Source organism: Streptomyces sp. NPDC025784, assembly GCF_055558435.1.
In genome coordinates, this window is record NZ_JBVHMN010000001.1 from 531,396 (window position 1) to 546,872 (window position 15,477).

Genomic DNA, 15,477 nt, shown 5'->3' on the forward strand with positions numbered 1-15,477 from the left:
CTGCCTGAGCGTGCGGGGAGGGCCGGACAGGATCCGGGGCGTCAGCGCTCGACCTTCGACTTGTAGCCGCGGCCCCACTGCAGGCCCCAGCCGTAGAGGCGGTCAAGCTCGGCCTGGAAGCCGTAGACGAACTTGACCTCGCGGCGCACGGTCACCTCGCCCTTGTTGCTCTCGATCATCACGACCGCGCAGGAGCGGGCCTGCGGGTGGCGCTCCTCCAGGCCGATCTCGATGCGCGGCCCGTTGCTCGGGTAGAGCGTGATGATGGCGTGGGTGCGGTCGAAGGCGGGGGTCTGGTCGTAGATGTAGACGAAGACCAGCAGCCGCTTGATGTCGTCGCGGTGGTCGAGGTTGACGTAGGCCGTCTCGCCCGACGCCGAGCCGAAGCGGTCGTCGCCGCTGAGCTTCACGTAGGGCGGGGCGTTGAGTTCGCCGAAGAAGCTGCCGAGCGGCTGGACCACGCCCTTGGTGCCGTCCTTCAGCTCGTACATGACGCCCAGGTCGAGGTCGACGTTGACCATGCTCTGGGTGTGGGCCTGGACCACTTCCGGCTTGAGGGTGCGGAAGGGGTGGCGCAGCACGCTGCCTCGCTGCGGGCCGCCGATGTCGGAGGTGCGCATCCGCCAGGACAGGTTGATGCGCAGGTTGCCGGTGGCCGCGCCCTGCTTGGTGAGCGAGACGGTGTGGTTGCGCTTGGTCAGTTCTATGGAGTTGGTGGCGGCGCTGCCGGAGTCGAAGTCCGCCGAGCGTCCGCGCCACAGGTCCTGCCAGATACCCATTTGGCCCCCCAGGTTCCTCGAAAGTGCGGCGGGGCGGCCGCGAGGACTGTTCCTCGTCGGCCGCCCCGCTTCAGAGCGTTCCTCGACCGGAGGGGTGTCACACCCCCGATCGTGCCGGGGGTGTCACACGCCGGGTCCGGCCGGGCCGTCACACCCCGGAAGAGATCTCAGCCTTCTCGTCCGAGGTCTCGCCTTTTCCCTCGGCCGCGGCGAGCGCCTTGTTGCGGCGGACGGAGGACCAGAAGGACCAGGCGATCAGGACGACACCCACGAGGCCGGTGATGACCTCGTTGATCTCGTACTGGATGGTGACCATGAGGATCACGGCGAGGGCGCCGATCGCGTAGTGCGCGCCGTGCTCCAGGTAGACGTAGTCGTCGAGGGTGCCCTGGCGGACCAGGTAGACGGTGAGCGAACGGACGTACATGGCGCCGATGCCGAGGCCGAGCGCCATCAGGACGATGTCGTTGGTGATGGCGAAGGCGCCGATGACACCGTCGAAGGAGAACGACGCGTCCAGGACCTCCAGGTAGAGGAACATGAAGAACGCGGCCTGCCCGGCGAGGACGACGGCCGGCTTCTTCTTGCCGGTCCGCTCGGCCTCCTCCTCTTCCTCGTGTTCGCGCTCCTCCTCCTCTTCGAGCTTGTCCTCGAAGTAGCCGGAGAGTCCGCCGACGACCATGTACGTGATCAGGCCGGCGATACCGGAGATCAGCACCGTCTGCGCCTTGTCGACGTGCGCGCCGCCGTGCTGGTGGGCGTGCGTGGCGAAGGTGAACGCCGTGATCAGCAGGACGATCAGCGCGATGCAGACCGACAGCATGTCGACCTTGCCGAGCTTGGCGAGCGGGCGCTCGATCCAGCGCAGCCACTGGATGTCCCGGTCCTCGAAGATGAAGTCGAGGAAGATCATCAGCAGGAACATGCCACCGAAGGCCGCGATCGCCGGGTGGGCGTCGGTCACGAGCTCCTGGTAGTGGTCCTTGTTGTTGAGCGCCAGGTCGACGGCCTCGATCGGGCCGATCTTGGCGCTGATGGCGACGATGACGACGGGGAAGACCAGTCGCATACCGAAGACGGCGATCAGCACGCCGATCGTGAGGAAGATCTTCTGCCAGAAGGCGTTCATCTTCTTCAGGATTCCGGCGTTGACCACCGCGTTGTCGAAGGACAGCGAGATCTCGAGGACGGCCAGGATCGCCACGATCCCGAAGGCGGTCCACCCCCCGTAGAACGCCGCTGCGACCAGACCGAGCGCGGTAATCGCGAACGACCAGCCGAAGGTTTTCAGAAGCACTGGCTACCCAATCGTGTATGTACGGGTCTCCCCCGCGCCGTACTCGGCTTTACCTAACGTTGACCACGAAGTCTAGAGGGCCGCCGCTCCGGCTGAGGTGGGTGGGCCTAGGAAACATTGACCCCGAAGTCCAGGGCGATGCCCCGCAGGCCCGACGCGTACCCCTGACCGACCGCACGGAACTTCCACTCGTTGTTGTAGCGGTAGACCTCGCCGAAGATCATCGCGGTCTCCGTCGAGGCGTCCTCGCTCAGGTCGTAGCGGGCGAGCTCCTGGCCGTCGGCCTGGTTGACGACGCGGATGAAGGCGTTGCTGACCTGGCCGAAGGTCTGGCCACGGTTGTCCGCGTCATGGATCGAGACCGGGAAGACGATCTTGTCGACGGTGGCCGGCACCTTGGAAAGGTCGACCAGGATCGACTCGTCGTCGCCCTCGCCCTCACCCGTCAGGTTGTCGCCGGTGTGCTCCACGGAGCCGTCCGGGCTCTTGAGCTGGTTGTAGAAGATGAACCACTCGTCACCGAGCACCCGGCCGCCGTTGCACAGCAGCGCGCTGGCATCGAGGTCGAAATCGGCTCCGGTGGTGGAGCGCGCGTCCCAGCCGAGCCCGATCATCACCTGCGTGAGGTTCGGTGCGGCCTTCGAGAGGGAGACATTGCCCCCCTTGGCGAGCGTGACGCCCATGATGCTGGTCCTCCCCGAGGTCTGTCTTTCAGTTGTGCGGCGGGTCCGGCACCGCACGCAAGGGTGCGGTGCCGGACCTCGGAGCCGAAGGCCCTACAGATCAGACGTTCACGCCGAAGTCCTGCGCGATGCCGCGCAGGCCCGAGGCGTAGCCCTGGCCGATGGCGCGGAACTTCCACTCGGCGCCGTTGCGGTAGAGCTCGCCGAAGACCATCGCGGTCTCCGTGGAGGCGTCCTCGGAGAGGTCGTAGCGCGCGATCTCCGCGCCGCCCGCCTGGTTCACCACGCGGATGAACGCGTTGCGCACCTGGCCGAAGGACTGCTGGCGGTTCTCCGCGTCGTAGATCGAGACCGGGAAGACGATCTTCTGGACGTCGGCGGGAACGGCGGCGAGATTGACCTTGATCTGCTCGTCGTCGCCCTCGCCCTCACCGGTGAGGTTGTCACCGGTGTGCTCCACCGAGCCGTCAGGGCTCTTGAGGTTGTTGAAGAACACGAAGTTCTGGTCGTTGGCGACCTTGCCCTGGTCGTTCGTCAGCAGCGCGCTGGCGTCGAGGTCGAAGTCCGTGCCGGTGGTGGTGCGGACGTCCCACCCCAGACCGACGATGACCGCGGTCAGTCCCGGGGCCTCCTTCGACAGCGATACATTGCCGCCCTTGCTGAGGCTGACTCCCACGAGTCCTCCCAATGGTGTCCAGGGGCGGGGAGCCCCGAAGTGCGTTGGTATCGGATCAACGTGTCGATCCTAGTGACGGGTTCCCGGACCCCGCAGGCCCTGGAACCGAACAAATCAGAGGGTGTCGAGCGCCTTCACGTACTCGTTCAGGTCACGCGCGTCCGGCAGGCCGTTGACGACGGTCCAGCGGACCACACCCTCCTTGTCGATGATGAACGTGCCGCGCAGCGCGCAGCCCTTGTCCTCGTCGAAGACGCCGTAGGCGCGCGAAGTGTTGCCGTGCGGCCAGAAGTCGGAGAGCAGGGGGTACTCCAGGCCCTCCTGCTCGGCGAAGACGCGCAGGGTGTGGATGGAGTCGTTGGAGACGGCGAGCAGCTGGGTGTCCCGGTCCGTGAACTGCGGCAGGTTGTCGCGCAGGGAGCACAGCTCGCCGGTGCACACGCCGGTGAAGGCGAACGGGTAGAAGAGCAGCACCACGTTCTTCTCGCCGTGGAAGTCGGACAGGCGCACGGTGGCGCCGTGGTTGTCCTTGAGCTCGAAGTCCGGGGCCTTGCTGCCGACCTCGATCGCCATGGTCACTCGCTTCCCTTCCGAGGGTCTGTTCGGGTGACGACCACCCTACGCAGGGAGCCGCTCGCGGCCCTGTGCGGGCGGGCCGCGCGGCGTCCGAGGCCACCCGGGCGGCCCCTCGGCGGGGCCGGGGCGGGGCCTGCGCCCCGGCCGGCGAAGGTCTCCGGGACGGGCGGGGCGCAGGCCCCGCCGCCGAAGGCCTCCGCTCAGGCGGGCCCGGCCCGGCCGACGGTGTCCGGCGCCGCCCCGGAACGGCGGCCCGGCCGCGGTTCCGGGCATGCGTGAGGCCCCCGCCGGGTCTGTCCGGCGGGGGCCTCACGCGGTGCTCTGCGGAAGGCGGAGCGGGATCTCAGCGCTTGGACTTGGGCGTGGCCAGGCGGGTGCCCGACCATTCCTTGGCCACGGAGATGCTCTTCGTCTGGGAGAGGCCGGCGGTCTGCGCCGCATCGCTGATGTCGCTGGGCTCGACGTATCCGTCCCGGCCGGTCTTCGGGGTCAGCAGCCAGATCATGCCGCCGTCCTCGAGGAGACCGATGGCGTCCACCAGTGCGTCCGTGAGATCGCCGTCCTCGTCCCGGAACCACAGCAGCACGACGTCGGCGACGTCGTCGTAGTCCTCGTCGACCAGATCCTGGCCGATCAGCGATTCGATGCCTTCACGGAGCTCGTGGTCAACGTCGTCGTCGAAGCCGATCTCCTGGACCACCTGTCCGGGCTCGAACCCCAGCCTGGCGGCCGGGTTGGTCCGCTCCTCCGCGTGGTCCGCGGTCGCGCTCACGGCTTGCCTCCTGATCATGTTTCGGAATTAGGGCCTCCCCCGGCTCGTCAAGAACTCGGGGAAGTCTCAGCCACGCGCGTGCGCGAAGCATTGGCCGTAGTCCACACGGGCCGGGCGGATCGCGCAAGTACCCGGCCGCCGAGACCGCCGAAACGGTGACGATCCCGGCGCTGTCGACGCAACCAACGGCCCGCCGCGAGTACAGCGCGTGACACACACCACACCCTTCTGCCCCTTTTACGAGTTTCGGAACCCTGCGGACGTACGAGTGCCGAACGACTTTGCGGAACGCGTCATGGAGTGAGCGTATCGTTACGTTTTGACCGGGCACGTCCCGCCGATCTCGGTGAACGTGGCGGTTACCCCTTGGTAGAGATGACGTTTGCGTTCCCGAGGTACACGATGGGGAACGGTGAAATGACGGGGAAAAACCCACCGCAGACAGCCCTCTGACAGCGAAGGAACAGCGTGGCTTCCGGATCCGATCGCAATCCGATCATCATTGGCGGCCTTCCCAGCCAGGTCCCGGACTTCGACCCTGAGGAGACTCAGGAGTGGCTCGACTCCCTCGACGCCGCCGTCGACCAGCGGGGCCGCGAGCGCGCCCGCTATCTGATGCTGCGGCTGATCGAGAGGGCCCGCGAGAAGCGCGTGGCCGTGCCCGAGATGCGCAGCACGGACTACGTCAACACGATCGCCACCAAGGACGAGCCGTTCTTCCCGGGCAACGAGGAGATCGAGCGCAAGATCCTGAACGCGACCCGCTGGAACGCGGCCGTGATGGTCTCGCGTGCCCAGCGCCCCGGCATCGGCGTCGGCGGTCACATCGCGACCTTCGCCTCCTCCGCCTCGCTCTACGACGTGGGCTTCAACCACTTCTTCCGCGGCAAGGACGAGGGCGACGGCGGCGACCAGGTCTTCTTCCAGGGCCACGCCTCGCCGGGCATCTACGCGCGCGCCTACATGCTCGACCGGCTCACCGAGGACCAGCTCGACGGCTTCCGGCAGGAGAAGTCGAAGTACCCGAACGGGCTGTCCAGCTACCCCCACCCGCGCTCCATGCCGGACTTCTGGGAGTTCCCGACCGTGTCCATGGGCCTCGGCCCGCTCGGCGCGATCTTCCAGGCGCGGATGAACCGCTACATGGAGGCCCGCGGGATCGCGGACACCTCCAAGTCGCACGTGTGGGCGTTCCTCGGCGACGGCGAGATGGACGAGCCCGAGTCGCTCGGCCAGCTGTCGATCGCGGCGCGCGAGGGCCTGGACAACCTGACCTTCGTCGTCAACTGCAACCTCCAGCGCCTCGACGGCCCGGTACGCGGCAACGGCAAGATCATCCAGGAGCTGGAGTCACAGTTCCGGGGCGCCGGGTGGAACGTCATCAAGCTGGTGTGGGACCGCACCTGGGACCCGCTGCTGGCGCAGGACCGGGACGGCATCCTGGTCAACAAGCTGAACATCACGCCGGACGGTCAGTTCCAGACGTACGCCACCGAGACCGGCGCGTATATCCGCCGGCACTTCTTCGGTGACGACCACCGGCTGCGCGCGATGGTCGAGCACATGACCGACGACCAGGTCCTGCACCTGGGCCGCGGCGGTCACGACCACAAGAAGATCTTCGCGGCGTTCTCGGCGGCCAAGGCGCACAAGGGCCAGCCGACCGTGATCCTGGCGCAGACGGTCAAGGGCTGGACGCTCGGCCCGAACTTCGAGGGCCGCAACGCCACGCACCAGATGAAGAAGCTCACGGTCGCCGACCTCAAGGGCTTCCGCGACCGCCTGCACCTGCCGATCTCCGACAAGCAGCTGGAGGACGGCCTCCCGCCGTACTACCACCCCGGCCGGGACTCGGAAGAGATCCAGTACATGCACGACCGCCGCAAGGGGCTCGGCGGGTACGTACCCACGCGCCTGGTGCGCGCGAAGCCCCTGGCGCTGCCCGACGACAAGACGTACGCGAGCGTGAAGAAGGGGTCGGGTCAGCAGTCGATCGCCACGACCATGGCCTTCGTACGCCTGCTGAAGGACCTCATGCGGGACAAGGAGATCGGCAAGCGCTTCGTGCTGATCGCGCCCGACGAGTACCGCACCTTCGGCATGGACTCGTTCTTCCCGAGCGCGAAGATCTACAACCCGCTCGGCCAGCAGTACGAGGCCGTCGACCGCGATCTGCTGCTCGCGTACAAGGAGTCCCCGACCGGCCAGATGCTGCACGACGGCATCTCGGAGGCCGGCTGCACGGCTTCGCTGATCGCAGCGGGCTCGGCGTACGCCACGCACGGCGAGCCGCTGATCCCGGTGTACGTCTTCTACTCGATGTTCGGCTTCCAGCGCACCGGCGACCAGTTCTGGCAGATGGCCGACCAGCTGTCGCGCGGTTTCGTGCTCGGCGCCACCGCCGGCCGCACGACGCTGACCGGTGAGGGGCTCCAGCACGCGGACGGCCACTCGCAGCTGCTCGCCTCGACCAACCCCGGCTGCGTCGCCTACGACCCGGCGTACGGCTACGAGATCGCGCACATCGTGCAGGACGGCCTGCGCCGGATGTACGGCCCGGACGCGGAGGACGTCTTCTACTACCTCACGGTCTACAACGAGCCGATCCAGCACCCGGCCGAGCCGGAGAACGTGGACGTCGAGGGCATCCTGAAGGGCCTCCACCGCATCGGCGAGGGCGCCTCCGGATCGATCCCGGCGCAGATCCTCGCCTCCGGTGTCGCCGTGCCGTGGGCGATCGAGGCGCAGCGGATCCTCGCCGAGGAGTGGAACGTCAGGGCGGACGTCTGGTCGGCGACCTCCTGGAACGAGCTGCGGCGCGAGGCCGTCGAGGTGGAGCGGCACAACCTCCTGCACCCCGAGGAGGAGCAGCGCGTCCCCTACGTCACGCAGCGGCTGTCCGCCGCCCAGGGCCCGTTCGTCGCCGTCTCCGACTGGATGCGTTCGGTCCCGGACCAGATCTCGCGCTGGGTGCCGGGCACCTACCAGTCGCTGGGTGCGGACGGGTTCGGCTTCGCGGACACCCGCGGCGCGGCCAGGCGCTTCTTCCACATCGACGCACAGTCGATCGTGGTCGCGGTGCTCACGGAGCTGGCCCGTGAGGGCAAGGTGGACCGCTCGGTGCTGAAGCAGGCGATCGACCGCTACCAGCTGCTCGACGTGGCGGCGGCCGACCCGGGTGCCGCGGGCGGCGACGCCTAGAGCGTCCGTACGGCGGCATGAGGGGCAGCGGGGCATCGGCTCCGCCGCCCCTTCGCCGCTTCTACGATGCGGGCATGAAGGATGAATCGGCACAGGCCCGCTGGGAACAGCACACCCAGCGTCCCCTGCTCGCGCTCGCGGTGGCCTTCGCCGTCGCCTACGCCGTGCCGATCGTGGACAGCGACGCCGGCCGGTCGCTGGAGCTCCTGTGCACGGTGGTGGAGTGGACGGTGTGGGGGGCCTTCGCCGCCGACTATCTGGTCCGGCTGGCGCTGGCCCCTCAGCGACGGGACTTCGTGCGCGGGCACTGGCTCGACCTGTGCGCGGTGGTGCTGCCGATCCTCCAGCCACTGCGGCTGCTCCGGCTCGTCGCCACCCTGATGCTGGTGGGACGGCGGGCGCGGATGGCCTCGCAGATCCGCCTGACGACGTACGTCGGCGGCGCGGTGATCGGCCTGCTGATGTTCGGCTCGCTCGCGGTGCTGTCCGTGGAGCGGGACTCGCCCCACGGGAACATCAGAACGCTGGGCGACGCGGTGTGGTGGTCGTTCACGACGATGACGACGGTGGGGTACGGCGATCACGCCCCGACCACGGGGATGGGCCGGGTGCTCGCGGTCGGCCTCATGCTCTCCGGCATCGCGCTGCTCGGTGTCGTCACCGCCAACATCGCCGCCTGGTTCATCTCCCGCTTCGAGAAGGACGACGTGGAGGAGCGCCGGCAGACCGCCGCGATCGAGGCTCTCGCCGAGGAGGTGCGGGCCCTGCGCGCGGAGGTCGCCGCGCTGTCCGGCGGGGCGGCCTCGGGTGTGCCGCACCCGGTGCCGGGAACGGTGGAGGATGCCGCGCACCGGCCCGCGTACATCACGGTGGACGGCCGTTCCGCCGGGGCGGACGACCGTCCACTGACGTGACGCCGCGCGGCGCGGCCGGTCAGAACAGACCGTTGCCCGGGCCCGTCGAGCCCGCCAGCCACAGGACCGCGAGCAGTGTGTCGACGGCACCGAGGACCACGGCGGTCAGGGCCGGCCAGGGTCCTGAGCCCGCCCAGCGGCGGCCCATGGACAGATAGCCGCAGACGATGGCCGCCGGGCCGAGGAGGATCCCCAGCGTGAAGAATCCGGCGACCGCGCAGACGAGGCCGATGATGCCCAGGGTCGCGCGATCCGGCCCGCTCCCTGACCTCGTACGGCCACGTGAACGGGGGTACCTGCGCGTACCGTGTCCGAAGCCCGCCATCATCAACTCCTGAACTCCCTTGACCTTTCGGTCGGTTCGGGTCGATGCGTCGGGTACCCCCGTTCCTCACCTTCAGACCTGCACGCGCGCTGCCCCCCTCCGGCAGCGCGCCGCAGCTCCGGCCGTCCTCCGGGTCGTACGGAGGACGTGACCCACTGTGACCTGCGGGCGGACCGGACGGGAGGGATCTTCAGCCGAGTCACCCTGATAGGCGAAACCGGCCGGGACGCCCCGGCCGGTCGACGGCTGACGGACGACCGGTGTGCGGTCGCCCGTCAGCCGGTGGACGGCCCGTCAGATGTGCCCGGCGCCCGCCCCGACGGCCTCCGCGTTCTCGCCCCGCTTGGTGAGCATCGCGACGAAGACCGCCACGACGGCCACCCCGGCGGCCACGAGACACGCCAGGCTCATGCCGGAGATGAACGTGTCGTGGGCGACGTCGGTGATCTGCGCGGCGATCGCGGCCGGTGTGTCCTTGGTGACCGGCGCGGCACCGACCTGCACCGCCTCGCCGGCCTGGTCGAGCTGGGCCGGGGTGAGCGGCGGGAGCTTGGCGTCCGCCCAGTTGCCCGCGAGGTCGCCGTCGACCTTGGAGGCCATGACGGCGCCGAGCACCGCCGTGCCGAGGCTGCCGCCGATCTGCATCGCGGCCTGCTGGAGACCGCCGGCGACACCGGACAGCTCCATCGGCGCGTTGCCGACGATGACCTCGGTCGCGCCGACCATGACCGGCGCGAGGCCGAGGCCGAGCAGCGCGAACCAGAGCGACATGATGCCGCTGCCCGTGTCCGTCTCCAGCGTGGACATGCCGAACATGGCGATCGCGGTGAGGGCCATGCCGCCGGCCAGCGGGATGCGCGGCCCGGACTTGGTGATCAGCGCGCCGGCCAGCGGCGAGCCCACGATCATCATGCCGGTGAGGGGCAGCAGGTGCAGACCGGCGTCGACCGGGCTCATGCCGTGCACGTTCTGCAGGTAGAAGGTGACGAAGAACAGGCCGCCCATGAAGGCGATGGCCATCAGCACCATGAGGACGACACCGGCCGACAGCGCGACGGACCGGAAGAGTCCGAGCGGGATGAGCGGCTCGCCCACCTTGGTCTCCCAGACGGCGAAGAGCACGAAGCCCAGCACCGAGGCGCCCAGGAAGGCCCAGGTCGTACCGGCGCCCCAGCCCCAGGTCGGGGCCTTGATGAGCGCCCAGACCAGGCAGAACATGGCGCCGGACAGCAGCGCGATGCCGGGCAGGTCGAAGGAGCGGGGGGCCTTCTCGGCGCGGTGGTCGGTGAGGATGACCAGGCCGAGGACCAGCGCGACGACGCCGACGGGCACGTTGATGAAGAACACCGACTGCCAGCTGACGTGCTGGACCAGCAGACCGCCGAGGATCGGGCCGCCCGCGGTGGAGGCGCCGATGACCATGCCCCAGATGCCGATCGCCATGTTCAGCTTCTCGGCCGGGAAGGTCGCGCGCAGCAGGCCGAGCGCGGCCGGCATCAGCAGGGCGCCGAACAGGCCCTGGAAGACGCGGAAGGTGACCACCAGGGCGATGCTGTCGGACAGGCCGATGGCTCCCGAGGCGGCGGCGAAGCCGACCACGCCGATGAGGAAGGTCTGCCGGTGCCCGAACCGGTCGCCGAGCTTGCCCGCGGTGATCAGGGTGACCGCGAGGGCCAGGAAGTAGCCGTTGGTGATCCACTGGACGTCGGCGAAGCTGGCGCCGAGGTCCTTCTGGATGGCCGGGTTGGCGATGGCGACGATGGTGCCGTCCAGGGCCACCATCATGACCCCGACGGCCACGGTGATGAGGGTGAACCACGGATGGCCGCGCAGCCCCTTGGCCGGAGCCTGGCCCGACGGGTCGAGCGGGCTCCTGTCCCCCGGACCCGTCTTGTCGAGGGTGGTCTGACTAGTCATGCGTCGGAGGCTAGTGACAGCCACTGACAGTTGACAAACCAATTCACAAGTCGGTAACTGTCACGTCACTCACAGATAGGCTGAACCGGTCGAACCGCAGGGAAACGAGGGCCATGGAGACGGCGGACACGATCGGGGCGGCACCGCGCCCGGGACTGCGCGAACGCAAGAAGCAGCGCACCCGGGACGCTCTGCTGCGAGCCGCCCTCGAACTGTTCACCACCCAGGGGTACGAGCAGACGACCGTCGACGAGATCGCCGACGCCGTCGACGTGTCCCAGCGCACCTTCTTCCGCTACTTCGCGGGCAAGGAGGACGTCGCCCTGTTCGTCCAGCGGCTCGCCGAGTCCCACTTCCTCGCCGCCGTGCGCGAACGGCCGCCCCACGAAGCGCCGTTGGAGGCGCTGCGGCGGGCCGTCCTGGAGAGCTGGGACACCATCGGCGAGGCGATCGAGGCGGTCATCCCGATCGAACTGCACATGCGCACCTTCCAGTTGATCGAGTCGACCCCCGCCCTGCTCGCCGCCCACCTGCGCCGCTCCGCCGAGATGGAGGAGGAGATCGCCGGGGTGATCGCCGAGCGCGAGGGCCTGGACGTCGACGCGGACCCCCGCCCACGCGTGGCGGTCGCCGTGTTCGGCGGGGTGATGCGGGTCACAGGGCGGCTGTGGGGTGCGGGCGAGGACACCAGCGTCGAGGCGATCCGCGCACTGACGGCGTCCTATCTCGACCATGTGGGGCCCGCGTTGGCGGAGAAGTGGCGCACGTAGCGTCACATCTCGCACAGGCGTCGCAGCAATTCGGCCACGCAGCGTGAGTATTTAACTCAAACTGAACCCGGTTTGCCCCAATTACCCCACCAGAAACGTGATCCCGCTCACTCGTTTAACGTGAGGCACTCTGCTTCTCCTAGGGTGTCCTCTCAGTGACTTCCTTCGACACGTCTCCCCAACTCAACGTCTGGCGCGCACTGCTCGCGCTGGCCGTGGTGTTCGTGATGCTCGCCACAAGTGGCTGGACCGCTCTCCACAGCCACCGCGGAGCCACCCCGCTCCAGGCGTCCCGCGACGCCTGGCGGCACGGGCACATCGCCGGACGGCCGCTGCCCGACGCCGAGTCGGCGCCGGGCGTGCTGGCCCGCTTCTTCGCGACGCTCGACGCCCAGCAGCGCACCCACCTCGCCCACCGCTACCCGCTCGCGGTCGGCAACATGAACGGCGCGCCCGTGACCCTGCGCTACCGGGCGAACCGCATCGCCCTCGACCAGCAGCGCAAGGTCGAGCGCAAGCGCATGCACGACAACCGGCTGTCGCCCCTCGGCCAGCGCGACGCGGGCCGCCGCATGGACCGCTACGAGGCGCTGCTGCACAAGGGCCGCAAGATCCTCGCCTTCGACCCCATCGGGTCGGGCCGGGTCGCCGAGGTCTTCGGCAGCCTCGACAAGGCGGAGCGGATCTCGGTCGTGGTGCCCGGGGTCGACACCGACCTGCTGACCTTCCAGCGCACCTCCAAGAAGTACTCGGCTCCGGTCGGCATGGCACGTTCGCTGTATGCGGAGGAACGCGCCGCGGGTCCGGGCACGCGCACCGCCGTGATCGCCTGGGCCGACTACACGGCGCCCAGCGGGCTCGGCATGGACGCGGCCACCGCGATGCGGGCGAAGGAGGGCGCGGTGCGGCTGAACGCGCTGCTGCGCGCCCTGCCGGGGGAAGCGCCGGTCGCGCTGTACTGCCACAGCTACGGCTCCGTGCTGTGCGGGGTCGCCGCCCACGAACTGCCCACCCGGGTCTCCGACATAGCGGTGGCGGGAAGCCCCGGGATGCGGGCCGAGAAGGCGGCCGGCCTGCACACCTCGGCGCAGGTCTGGGCGATGCGGGACCGCGACGACTGGATCCAGGACGTGCCGTACCTGGAGGTCGGCGGTCTCGGGCACGGCGCCGACCCGGTGTCGAAGGGGTTCGGTGCGCGGGTGCTCTCCGCGGACGGGGCGCAGGGGCACGCCGGCTACTTCGAGCCGGGCACGGAGAGCCTCCGCAACTTCGCGGAGATCGGTGTTGGCGCGTACCGCGCGGTGAGCTGCGCACGTGACGATGAGGCGTGCCGGGCGGGTTTGTCCGACGCCGCGTCGGCCTGACGCGCGTAGAGAGCGAAAAACTGCGGTCCGTACGAGGAGGCGACGGAGGCTTGCGTGCCGCATACGATGGCCCGCATGGGTGACGTACTGGCCGGATTTCATGCCGCCTGGGAGTTCGAGTCCGACTCCGTGCTCATCCGCTTCGAACGGGGGATCCGTACGCCGAAGCTGTTCCAGGCGCTCGGTGAACGCCGTATCCCCCTGGAGGCGATCGCGGCGGTGACGCTGACGCCCGGGAAGCGCGGCACGGTCGTTCTGCGCGCCGTGCCACGGTCGGGCGCCGATCCGCTGATGGAGGCTGCCGCGGGACAGCTGAAGGAGGGGTGCGACCCCTACCGGCTGGTGCTGCCCGCCGACCGCGAGACCCTCGCCGAGTACTACGCGGACGAACTGCGCGACCGGCTCACCACCGACGACGAACCGGCCGAACGCTATCTGGTGGATCCGCCCGCGGGGCCCCTCCATTTCAAGGCGTACGACGGGAAGGCCTCCTTCGACGGCAGGGCGGTGTCCTTCCGCTGGTTCTGGACGGGAGCCTCCTCCGCGAAGTGGAAGGCCGGCGACCAGAGTTTCCCGGTCGCCGACCTGAGCGGGGTGGAGTGGCGCTCCCCCGAGGTCTTCGAGGGCCACCTGCGGCTCCTGCGCCGTGCTCCCGCGGCCGCGCAGCCCGCCCAGGCCGACCAGGATCCGGCGGCCGTCGTCTTCGGCCTCGGCTACGGCCCGGTGCACGAGTCGCTGCCCTTCGCCGCCGCCGTCCTGGCCGCGGTGCGGTCCGCCGGCCCCACGGCCGTCGCCGCGCCGGCTCCCCGCCGCGATCCGGCCGACATCGCCGACCGGATCCGTCACCTCGGCGAACTGCACGAGGCCGGGCTCGTCACGGACGAGGAGTTCAGCAGCAAGAAGGCCGAACTGCTGGCGGAACTGTAGGCCATCCTCCGCACCCGGAGTGCCGCCCCGCCGGGCCACACACCGCGTTCCGGGCCGGGGAGTCCCCACCCACCCGGCGCGCACCCATGTCCGGGCCCCGAGGTCGGTGTGCAGGAGCTGGAGCCGGTCGCCGGGGACCGGTACGCCGACATGACGTTCGCTTCGCCCCCGTCGCCGAGCTGGACCTTGCGGATGGCGCTGTCCGCCGTCAGGACCTCTCCGACGCCAGGGCCCGCCCCGCGTCCGCATAGAAGTTGATCTTGTGGTCGAGCACCGCGAGCGTGTCCTGGAGCTCCACGATCCTCGCCTTGACGTCGCGGCGCGTCGCCTCCAGGAGCTCGTAGCGCTCGATGTAGGTGTGGTCGCCCTCGCGCACGAGTTCCGCGTACCGGACCATGTCGGCCACGGGCATCCCGGTGAGCCGGAGCTTGCCGACGAGGCCCAGCCAGTCGAGGTCGCGGTTGCTGTACCGGCGCTGCCCGGTGTGCGAGCGGTCGATGTGCGGCATCAGCCCGATGCGCTCGTACCAGCGCAGGGTGTGCGCGGTGAGGCCGGTGAAGGCGACGACCTCGCTGATCGTGTAGTTGTCCTGGCCGTCCGGGCGCCGGTGCCGCTCGGGCGGCGCCGCGCAGAGGTCGGTCCTGCTCCTGGTGCCGGTCTCGGCGGCCTCGGCCGTGGTCTCCATCACCGTCATGCCCCCACGCTAGAACCTTGGAGTGCACTCCAAGCAAGCGGAATCAGGTGAAATTCCGGCGACTCGGCCGGGGCGGGTGGATACCGTGCCGATCATGAGTCTCGTACGACGTGCCGTGCCCGAGGACGCCGGGGAAGTACTGCGTCTGCGCCAGGTGATGATCGACTCACTCGGGGCCCCGGGCGACGCTCCGCCGGACGCCTCCGCCTGGCATCCGGAGTCCCTCCCGACCGTACGCCGCCGGCTGGCCGACACCGACGGTACCTTCGCCGCCTTCGTCGTCGACCATCCCGACCGTCCCGGCGCCCTGGCGGCACTCGTCGCCGGGACCGTCGAGTACCGGATCGGCCGCGCGGGCAACCCGCACGGCCGGGTCGGCCACGTCTTCAGCGTCGCCACCGACCCGGACACCCGGCGCCGCGGCTACGCCCGCGCGTGCATGGAGGCGCTCCTCGACTGGTTCCGCGAGCGGGGCGCCGCGCAGGTCGACCTCAACGCGTCCGCCCAGGCCGAGCCGCTGTACGCCGCCCTCGGCTTCGTGCGCAAGCCGGACCCCTCGATGCGTCTGCAGCTGTGAGCCGC

At 69.5% G+C, this 15,477-nt stretch carries 15 protein-coding genes; 6 read left to right on the plus strand and 9 right to left on the minus strand.

Annotation, left to right across the window (positions count from 1 at the left end; translation table 11 throughout):
- Nucleotides 1-41 precede the first annotated feature (41 nt).
- The 6 genes from ACZ4IF_RS02365 to ACZ4IF_RS02390 form a co-directional block, all read right to left on the minus strand.
- Nucleotides 42-779: a TerD family protein gene (locus ACZ4IF_RS02365; protein ID WP_467558820.1), complete on the minus strand. Its 738-nt coding sequence runs from the start codon at nt 777-779 to the stop codon at nt 42-44.
- A gap of 148 nt (nt 780-927) precedes the next feature.
- Nucleotides 928-2,076, minus strand: a complete 1,149-nt coding sequence (locus ACZ4IF_RS02370) for a DUF475 domain-containing protein (protein WP_467558822.1) — start codon at nt 2,074-2,076, stop codon at nt 928-930.
- Nucleotides 2,077-2,183: 107 nt separating this feature from the next.
- Nucleotides 2,184-2,759 (minus strand): TerD family protein, encoded by a 576-nt coding sequence (locus ACZ4IF_RS02375; protein ID WP_028800923.1) that lies wholly within the window; start codon nt 2,757-2,759, stop codon nt 2,184-2,186.
- 100 nt (nt 2,760-2,859) lie between these two features.
- Nucleotides 2,860-3,435: a TerD family protein gene (locus ACZ4IF_RS02380; protein WP_028800924.1), complete on the minus strand. Its 576-nt coding sequence runs from the start codon at nt 3,433-3,435 to the stop codon at nt 2,860-2,862.
- Nucleotides 3,436-3,549: 114 nt separating this feature from the next.
- Nucleotides 3,550-4,008, minus strand: coding sequence for a peroxiredoxin (locus ACZ4IF_RS02385; RefSeq protein ID WP_359491012.1), 459 nt, complete (start codon nt 4,006-4,008; stop codon nt 3,550-3,552).
- Between the two features lie 346 nt (nt 4,009-4,354).
- Nucleotides 4,355-4,783 carry a DUF3052 domain-containing protein gene (locus ACZ4IF_RS02390; protein ID WP_095934041.1) on the minus strand — a complete coding sequence of 143 codons (429 nt, stop codon included), beginning with the start codon at nt 4,781-4,783 and terminating at the stop codon, nt 4,355-4,357.
- 468 nt (nt 4,784-5,251) lie between these two features.
- Between ACZ4IF_RS02390 and aceE the strand changes: the two genes are divergently transcribed.
- Nucleotides 5,252-7,984, plus strand: a complete 2,733-nt coding sequence (aceE, locus tag ACZ4IF_RS02395) for a pyruvate dehydrogenase (acetyl-transferring), homodimeric type (protein ID WP_467558826.1) — start codon at nt 5,252-5,254, stop codon at nt 7,982-7,984.
- A 74-nt stretch (nt 7,985-8,058) separates the two neighbouring features.
- Nucleotides 8,059-8,898, plus strand: coding sequence for a potassium channel family protein (locus ACZ4IF_RS02400; RefSeq protein ID WP_467558828.1), 840 nt, complete (start codon nt 8,059-8,061; stop codon nt 8,896-8,898).
- 19 nt (nt 8,899-8,917) lie between these two features.
- On the opposite strand, the gene ACZ4IF_RS02405 is transcribed toward ACZ4IF_RS02400, so the two are convergent.
- Nucleotides 8,918-9,226 (minus strand): small hydrophobic protein, encoded by a 309-nt coding sequence (locus ACZ4IF_RS02405; RefSeq protein ID WP_359491019.1) that lies wholly within the window; start codon nt 9,224-9,226, stop codon nt 8,918-8,920.
- A gap of 291 nt (nt 9,227-9,517) precedes the next feature.
- Nucleotides 9,518-11,140, minus strand: a complete 1,623-nt coding sequence (locus ACZ4IF_RS02410) for an MFS transporter (protein ID WP_467558830.1) — start codon at nt 11,138-11,140, stop codon at nt 9,518-9,520.
- A gap of 113 nt (nt 11,141-11,253) precedes the next feature.
- Here ACZ4IF_RS02410 and ACZ4IF_RS02415 point away from each other — a divergent pair, with 113 nt between their 5' ends.
- The 3 genes from ACZ4IF_RS02415 to ACZ4IF_RS02425 all read left to right on the plus strand — a co-directional run bounded on the left by ACZ4IF_RS02415 (nt 11,254) and on the right by ACZ4IF_RS02425 (nt 14,201).
- Nucleotides 11,254-11,910, plus strand: coding sequence for a TetR family transcriptional regulator (locus ACZ4IF_RS02415; RefSeq protein WP_095934046.1), 657 nt, complete (start codon nt 11,254-11,256; stop codon nt 11,908-11,910).
- Between the two features lie 155 nt (nt 11,911-12,065).
- Complete coding sequence (locus ACZ4IF_RS02420; protein ID WP_467558833.1) at nt 12,066-13,274, plus strand: alpha/beta hydrolase; 1,209 nt, start codon at nt 12,066-12,068, stop codon at nt 13,272-13,274.
- A 66-nt stretch (nt 13,275-13,340) separates the two neighbouring features.
- The gene (locus tag ACZ4IF_RS02425; RefSeq protein ID WP_467559927.1) at nt 13,341-14,201 is read left to right on the plus strand and encodes a DUF4429 domain-containing protein; all 861 of its coding nucleotides are present in this window, start codon (nt 13,341-13,343) and stop codon (nt 14,199-14,201) included.
- Nucleotides 14,202-14,409: 208 nt separating this feature from the next.
- Here ACZ4IF_RS02425 and ACZ4IF_RS02430 read toward each other — a convergent pair whose 3' ends face one another.
- Nucleotides 14,410-14,895: a MerR family transcriptional regulator gene (locus ACZ4IF_RS02430; protein WP_467558835.1), complete on the minus strand. Its 486-nt coding sequence runs from the start codon at nt 14,893-14,895 to the stop codon at nt 14,410-14,412.
- Nucleotides 14,896-14,989: 94 nt separating this feature from the next.
- On the opposite strand from ACZ4IF_RS02430, the gene ACZ4IF_RS02435 reads away from it, so the two are divergent.
- The gene (locus ACZ4IF_RS02435; RefSeq protein ID WP_467558837.1) at nt 14,990-15,472 is read left to right on the plus strand and encodes a GNAT family N-acetyltransferase; all 483 of its coding nucleotides are present in this window, start codon (nt 14,990-14,992) and stop codon (nt 15,470-15,472) included.
- Nucleotides 15,473-15,477 lie beyond the last annotated feature (5 nt).

Coding starts and splice junctions, on each gene's coding strand:
- ACZ4IF_RS02365 (WP_467558820.1), bottom strand. CDS start 779: ATGGGTATCTGGCAGGACCTGTGGCGCGGACGCTCGGCGGACTTCGAC.
- ACZ4IF_RS02375 (WP_028800923.1), bottom strand. CDS start 2,759: ATGGGCGTCACGCTCGCCAAGGGGGGCAATGTCTCCCTCTCGAAGGCC.
- ACZ4IF_RS02385 (WP_359491012.1), bottom strand. CDS start 4,008: ATGGCGATCGAGGTCGGCAGCAAGGCCCCGGACTTCGAGCTCAAGGAC.
- ACZ4IF_RS02400 (WP_467558828.1), top strand. CDS start 8,059: ATGAAGGATGAATCGGCACAGGCCCGCTGGGAACAGCACACCCAGCGT.
- ACZ4IF_RS02405 (WP_359491019.1), bottom strand. CDS start 9,226: ATGATGGCGGGCTTCGGACACGGTACGCGCAGGTACCCCCGTTCACGT.
- ACZ4IF_RS02410 (WP_467558830.1), bottom strand. CDS start 11,140: ATGACTAGTCAGACCACCCTCGACAAGACGGGTCCGGGGGACAGGAGC.
- ACZ4IF_RS02415 (WP_095934046.1), top strand. CDS start 11,254: ATGGAGACGGCGGACACGATCGGGGCGGCACCGCGCCCGGGACTGCGC.
- ACZ4IF_RS02425 (WP_467559927.1), top strand. CDS start 13,341: ATGGCCCGCATGGGTGACGTACTGGCCGGATTTCATGCCGCCTGGGAG.
- ACZ4IF_RS02430 (WP_467558835.1), bottom strand. CDS start 14,895: ATGACGGTGATGGAGACCACGGCCGAGGCCGCCGAGACCGGCACCAGG.
- ACZ4IF_RS02435 (WP_467558837.1), top strand. CDS start 14,990: ATGAGTCTCGTACGACGTGCCGTGCCCGAGGACGCCGGGGAAGTACTG.